Here is a 6,200-nt window from a genome sequence, read left to right as displayed (position 1 = left end):
TTTTAAAACCATTTGGGTATGGTGATTTGACAGTTTCGTTCATATCAGTTGAATAAGGAATGTTATAATTACTTGATATATCAACCGGATGGGGGAAGTTGAAATTGTTTGTAAAAATTGAATTTGAATACGAAAAGGATACAGTTTATTTAAGATGTCCTGCAAAAGTGGGAAGAAATATCCGTCAACTGCAACAAGATTTTTTTAGATGGTTAAATGATAGAAATAATGACCATCCTTTCTGGGTATCTTTTGGTGTTGATGAGGACGGCAATGAGGAATTTGGACTGAGTTATAATGAAGATGCGTTTATTTATTGGCTTAATAATGTAAGGTTTAACAAAGGGAAGAAAGTTGCAGTTCTGATAAAGAACCCAAAATTTTTACCAAAGAAGACAATAAGTTTTTAAATTCTTATTGAACTAACGCATTGCGTTAGTTGTATAAGAGTTTCTAAAGGTTGTCTAATTAGACAACCTTTTTTAGTTCAAAAATCATCAATTAAATTTAATAGAGCCTTGCGTAAATGGAAAATATTATTCGGGTTTATTTGGAAATAGAAGAGAATGTTCTCTTGCGTAATGGGTTTAGAATTATGTGTTGTTATAATAATGAACCTTTAGGTAAAACCATTTTTGTGGCATAGTACAAAAAAGAGTTTCAAGATCCGTTTTCACTGTGATTTTATACCAATGATCTGTTGAATTTTTTATTTCGCTTAATCGAATCCTTAACATGGAATGTACTTCTATTGGAAAGGTTGTTGATAATTCTCCATTTAATATAGCAGACACTTTCTCACAAAAAATTCCTGTATTGATGGTAAATTCCACTTGATTTTTTGTATTCCATTTATTCAATTGAATGTTGACGGTCCATGAAATATGTGAATTTTTCATCCATCGCTTGCAATTTATTTTCCATTGACTGCATTCTTTGGTCTAATGATTTGATTGCCATTAAAATCACTTGCGTTGATTCATCATTCATTTTGACTTCATCCTTTCGATTCGAACGATAATCGATCGGTCATTTCTGGTTTGTGTAAAAAAGGAAAGATATCATTTTAGTTTGGTTGAATGTGTAAAAATGTTACCATTCAAAAATGAAAAAGTCATGACATAAAATATGGATGGACTGGTTGACCTAATGGATAGCGTCCGGGTAGTTACGAGTAGAGGGCGATAAGATAAAAAAGCATCCTTACTGGATGCTCTTGATTTGTGTCACAATTTCGTTGTGTTCGGTGATTAATCTTTTCAACTGTTCTTCGAGATGAGGGTCGTTTTTCTTCGCTAAGATGATCTTGACGATATCGATCGCTTCGCGCGTCTTTATTAATTCTTTTTGCAATTTTTCGACTGCATTCAATTTTCCCATGTTTTACCCTCTTCTTCATTCAGTTTAGTGGATCCGGTCCAAAACTGTCCGTTAAGCATACCAAATAAAGCGGATAAATGCACACTTTAATAGCCATGAGTTATTAATTCGAAAAGAAAAAGTATCGAACGATGGTTAGAATAACTGGAATGAAGATGATCCAGCAAATGGATACGTTGATACCAGCTCTTGCAATGGATTTGATGTTTGCTTGTAATAATTCGTTGGTGTGCACGTCGAGAACAATTGCTTTGTTCTTTTCAACGAGTGAACGAAGAAGTTGACTGAGATGCCACTTAGAACGGTTTACTATTTATTTTGATATTGTTTGTACTGTTGGCAATGACGAGCGTATATAGTCCCTTTTGTTGATTAAATTAAAAAGTTATTCAACTAACGCATGCGATAGTTGAACAAGAAGGGCTGCTTTGGCAGCTCTATTTTTATTCAACAAAATGGCAGTTTAGTTGAACAAGAATTTGTGAGTTTCGATATAGAAATATAATTATAAGTAATACATAAGATAAAAATTTAAATAGAATGGGTGATTATTTGTACAAATATTCAATTACGAAGTACAATCCTTCTTTTAGAAATGATAAAGGTGCTTATTTGAAAGAGGATTGGATAGCAATTAGTGATATAGGTGAATACTTCGATGGACAACAATTGACAAATGAGAGTTACAAAAAAGTAGAGGATAATTATATAAAGGCTATTCATATAATAATGGATTACTTAGCTATACCTTATTTAAATATAAAAAATGTAATGGAGAGCTTTTCCTTAGAATTTTTTAAGAATAAAATGAAAAAATATCCTGAACTTTATAATAAAGAGACGCTTGATCTTTATACAAATGTAAAAGGTTATAAGGATTTAAACAAAGAGAATATTGATTTATTTTGTAGACTTTTACTGAGGGAGGACTTAGGATCAGATATTTTTTATCCAAGAAGAATGAAAGTATTCATAAATTATGACTATTTAATGGGAGTTCATACATCAAAATGTCTAGCCCCAATTATTACCTATATTGAAGAACTAGGTCTGTATGTAGAGGAATTTTAAATAAAAAGATCTTTTCCTTGTTCAACTAACGCAATGCATTAGTTATTTAAACAGCAAAAAAGGATCAATAACTTAGATCCTTTTTTTAGTACCAATAAACCCTTTTATATAAACAAACGTGAAGCAGCTCTTACATACAATCTAACATAAAACTGGTCTCTATATATCTCATCATATATACAGTTTGAACTACTCCCACTTACGATTTAATTAGCACTAATAAAAAAAAGAGTGTCCCTAAAAAGTCACCCCTTTAAGACACCCTATGCTTTATCAAAAATTCCTAACCGAGCCCACGAACCGATAATCCACCATCACTAGAAATGACCTCACCAGTGATCGCACGTGACTGGTCAGATGCTAAAAGTACATATGCTGCAACATGATCTTCAGGCATTTGTGCAAGTTGAAGTGGATTTCTTCTTTTTATATTGCTTGCTTTTGTATCATTATCCACGGACTTAGTAAAAGTACGTAAAGGTGGGATGACAGTTAGTGCTGTTAAAGTCCCTCCTGGCGCTACTGCATTTACTCGTATATTTGGTGCTAGTTCAAAAGCAAGCTGACGCATTAATCCGATTTGAGCATGCTTACTAGCCGTGTACCAAACTCCACCACCGTCTGGGTAGAAGCTCGCACCAGATACAGTAAAGATAATGTTACCATTTGTCTTTTGTAATTCCTCTAAAGCTGCTTTTGCACCAAAAAATGATCCTTTTACGTTTATATTTAAAAGGTAATCATATGCATCTGATAGGGCATCGGGTGTCACATCAGCGAATTTTGCAAATCCATCGAAAACGCCTGCATTCGCAATAAATACATCTAGTTTACCAAACTGTTTAACTGTCGCTTTTACAGCTCGTTCATTGTCTTCATATTTGCTTACGTCACCTTGTATTATAAGGAGATTGTCATTAAATTCTTCTTTCATTTGCTCTAGTGTTTCAAGTGATCGACCAATAATACTCACCTTTGCTCCCTCTTGAATGAATCGTCTTGTAACGGCTGCTCCTATTCCAGATGCGCCTCCTGTAATTAACACTACTTTATCTTTTAATAACATTACTTGACCTCCTTTTTCTTCTATTAAACAAAGATTGCAAGATTTCTAGTATTAATTGTTGTTTGATCTACAATAAATACCCTCTTGGAAAGCTTCCACTTCCCACCTTCATATGTAAACTCGTCATGACGTTCTCCAGAAATTAGATCATGGTGAATATCTGTGCTACGGCTACGATAGATCAATAAATAACTATTAACTACTGCCTTCTCTTCTTTAACTAGCTCTTTTACGCTAACATTACTTACAAAACGTCGGGTTCTTGATGGAGGAATTTCAGCCCATGCATAGTCAGTTTTCAATCGATCTACTCGAAGCTTTAATAATTCTATATCATCATTAAAAGTAAACATCTCAGTAGAATAGTCTGGGCGCTCAGTTCCTTCTTTATTTACGCGTACAGGCATTTGATAGATTAAATTCGAATGCATTAAACTAAACCAATCATCAAATTCAATATCATCAAGTAATTTTGCTTCATCAATTAACCACTGTTCAAATTCTAATTTTGCTAATAATTTTTCAACATTCATTTTCTTCCTCCCCCCTTTGTTACTTTGTCATTAATTCAAGCCAGTACTGATAAAAATTACGTTGACTCGCTTCTGTAAATTTATCATCATAGGCTACCCCAGGTCCGATAAAATCAACAGGTTCACGATGTAGTCCCATTGTATAGTTATACGTTAAATTCTTTTGAAATGGCATTGGACCTTGAGCTGCTTCCGTTATGTCTGTGAATACTTCAGTATCATCTTGTTCAAAAATACCAGATGGACTAAACGTTAGGATAAAGGAATCTCTTGATCGATTCTTCCATTCCTGAGAAGCATTTTTTTCTACTAGCATCCATGCAATTACTTCCATTTTATTGTGACTAATCGGTCTCCACATTCTAATTGAAGTATTCGAAATTAATACGCCTTTAACTTTTGTGTGAGATATTAAAAATGACATATTCGGAAAAGCGTTTCCAATCATATTTTTTAAGTTCGATAGAACTTCATATTGTTCTTCTGACAAGTTACTTTTATACTCATCTTTCAATTCTTCAGGAAAAGCAAAGTCTGGATTTGGTGTTCCAAGGTTTAATCCGTGTCCGTTTTCAGTATGAATTTGAAAACCGCGCTTCGAATATGTTGCATTTGGGACCATGCCTAATTTTGCAATTGAACCGTGAGTAACCATCGTATGGTATGAATCACCTACAAAGTTATCAGAACCGACCTTCCAGTTTGATTTAACAATAAAACGTTGCGGAGCTCCAATTACTTCCATCTCAGCACGCCCTACTACGATATCTAAATACCACTTAAAATCGCCGAGAAACTCTTCAAGAGGCTCTGCATTTTCGTCCCAATTTCCGAATAAAAGTCCTTTATATGATTCTAGCTTCACTTGGTGAAGACCCATTTTTGATCGGTCAAGTCTCTCGCCATAAATATCTTTTTGAAGTGGTACTCCAACAAGTTCACCTGTATTTTTAAAGTTAAATCCGTGATATGGACATGTAAATAAAGTCTTGTTTCCTTTATCAGCACGGCACAGCTTCATGCCACGATGTGTACACATATTGTAAAATGCATTGATTTCTCCCATACTTTCGCGTGAGATAATGATTGAATATCCTGCAAGCTCACGAGTCATAAAGTCCCCTGAATTTGGAATTTCGGATTCATGTCCAAGAAAAACCCATGTTTTTAAAAATACTTTTTCATGTTCTAATTCGTAAACGGCTTTATCACCTAGAAGATATGCAGGAATGACTCCTTCATCTGGTTTGACGGTTTCATTTAAGTAATTTACTAGTTGCTCTTTTGATAATTCATCTAAAGTTTTTTCTGTTTTAATCATGCACAGCACTCTCCCTTCATGTTTTGACTCTCTACCCAACTTGTACATATTTATCTTTGTTTTGTAACTTTGCCAAAACACTTAACGCTGCTAAATAACTTGTTTTAGGATTATTTGGCATTGGATCATTTTCAATCTCGAGTTTTAGTTTCCCGAACGCACCAGATGCTTCAATTAAATGACTATTTTTTATCGCAATTGGATCAGCAATAATTTTCACTTTCGTATTGTTAGCACCAAGTCCAGCTAAGGATAAGACAATTGCGACATTAATATTTCTTGGGTATAGCTTAATTGCTTCAGCCGCAGAGCCTTCAAACAAAATCGTTTCTTTATCTAATGCTTCTTTCGATAATGCTCCAGGTGGTTTTCTAGTTGTAATTGAAACAGTATCTAGACCACCTACAGCTTTTGCTGATTTTAAAATATCCAACCCACCGATTGCTCCTGAAGGTAAGAAAACATTTACACCTTTTCTTGTACAAACCTCTCGAATTTCTTCTTCAAAAGTGGAATCAGCCATGACCCCGATGCTGCTTAACAATAAGTCTTTCCCACCTTCAAGAACTTTTATAGCGTACTCCTTTGCAGCTTCAACTGTTGCAGCTTCAATGACTAAATCTACATCTGAAAGAAGTAGCGCATCTACACTTTGATAAGTTTCCGTTTCAAATTCTTTAGCAAGTTGAACGCCTGATTCTTCGCAACGCGTATATATTGAAACAATCTTTCCGCCTGGTAACATCCCATCTTTATTAATTGCTTGAAGAAGGAATTGGCCAATATTCCCACAGCCGATTAGTCCTAGTTTCATGCTTATTCACCATCC

Annotated in this window: 9 protein-coding genes; 2 read left to right on the top strand and 7 right to left on the bottom strand. The window is 34.5% G+C overall.

The annotated features are described in order from the left end of the window. Positions 1–104 precede the first annotated feature (104 nt). Positions 105–410 (top strand): hypothetical protein, encoded by a 306-nt coding sequence (locus CN946_RS00805; RefSeq protein ID WP_098859478.1) that lies wholly within the window; start codon positions 105–107, stop codon positions 408–410. Positions 411–593: 183 nt separating this feature from the next. On the opposite strand, the gene CN946_RS23950 is transcribed toward CN946_RS00805, so the two are convergent. The 3 genes from CN946_RS23950 to CN946_RS23245 all read right to left on the bottom strand — a co-directional run bounded on the left by CN946_RS23950 (position 594) and on the right by CN946_RS23245 (position 1,380). Further along, on the bottom strand, positions 594–899 hold the full coding sequence (locus CN946_RS23950; protein ID WP_098859477.1) for a DUF4304 domain-containing protein: 306 nt from the start codon (positions 897–899) through the stop codon (positions 594–596). After that, a complete protein-coding gene (locus tag CN946_RS23250; RefSeq protein ID WP_167555278.1) occupies positions 853–990 on the bottom strand; it encodes a hypothetical protein in 138 nt (45 codons plus the stop codon). Before CN946_RS23250 ends, CN946_RS23950 begins: the two co-directional genes overlap by 47 nt. A 213-nt stretch (positions 991–1,203) precedes the next feature. Next, entirely contained in the window at positions 1,204–1,380 is a 177-nt protein-coding gene (locus CN946_RS23245) for a hypothetical protein (protein ID WP_176547152.1), read from the bottom strand. A gap of 552 nt (positions 1,381–1,932) precedes the next feature. Between CN946_RS23245 and CN946_RS00795 the strand changes: the two genes are divergently transcribed. Next, a complete protein-coding gene (locus tag CN946_RS00795) occupies positions 1,933–2,451 on the top strand; it encodes a hypothetical protein (protein ID WP_098859476.1) in 519 nt (172 codons plus the stop codon). Positions 2,452–2,734: 283 nt separating this feature from the next. Here the strand turns inward: CN946_RS00795 and CN946_RS00790 are convergent, their stop codons facing one another. From CN946_RS00790 to nadX, 4 genes are read right to left on the bottom strand one after another with little or no spacing between them, the layout of a single operon-like run. Continuing rightward, the gene (locus tag CN946_RS00790) at positions 2,735–3,517 is read right to left on the bottom strand and encodes an SDR family NAD(P)-dependent oxidoreductase (protein WP_098859475.1); all 783 of its coding nucleotides are present in this window, start codon (positions 3,515–3,517) and stop codon (positions 2,735–2,737) included. 23 nt (positions 3,518–3,540) lie between these two features. After that, positions 3,541–4,050, bottom strand: a complete 510-nt coding sequence (locus CN946_RS00785) for an aromatic-ring-hydroxylating dioxygenase subunit beta (RefSeq protein WP_098859474.1) — start codon at positions 4,048–4,050, stop codon at positions 3,541–3,543. A 19-nt stretch (positions 4,051–4,069) separates the two neighbouring features. Continuing rightward, positions 4,070–5,371: an aromatic ring-hydroxylating oxygenase subunit alpha gene (locus tag CN946_RS00780; protein ID WP_098859473.1), complete on the bottom strand. Its 1,302-nt coding sequence runs from the start codon at positions 5,369–5,371 to the stop codon at positions 4,070–4,072. Positions 5,372–5,402: 31 nt separating this feature from the next. Beyond that, positions 5,403–6,185 (bottom strand): aspartate dehydrogenase, encoded by a 783-nt coding sequence (gene nadX, locus CN946_RS00775; RefSeq protein WP_098859472.1) that lies wholly within the window; start codon positions 6,183–6,185, stop codon positions 5,403–5,405. Positions 6,186–6,200: the final 15 nt, after the last annotated feature.

The sequence above is a fragment of the Bacillus sp. AFS053548 genome, assembly GCF_002575105.1.
Taxonomy (GTDB): Bacteria; Bacillota; Bacilli; order Bacillales; family Bacillaceae_G; genus Gottfriedia.
This window is presented reverse-complemented; position numbering and strand designations above follow the sequence as displayed.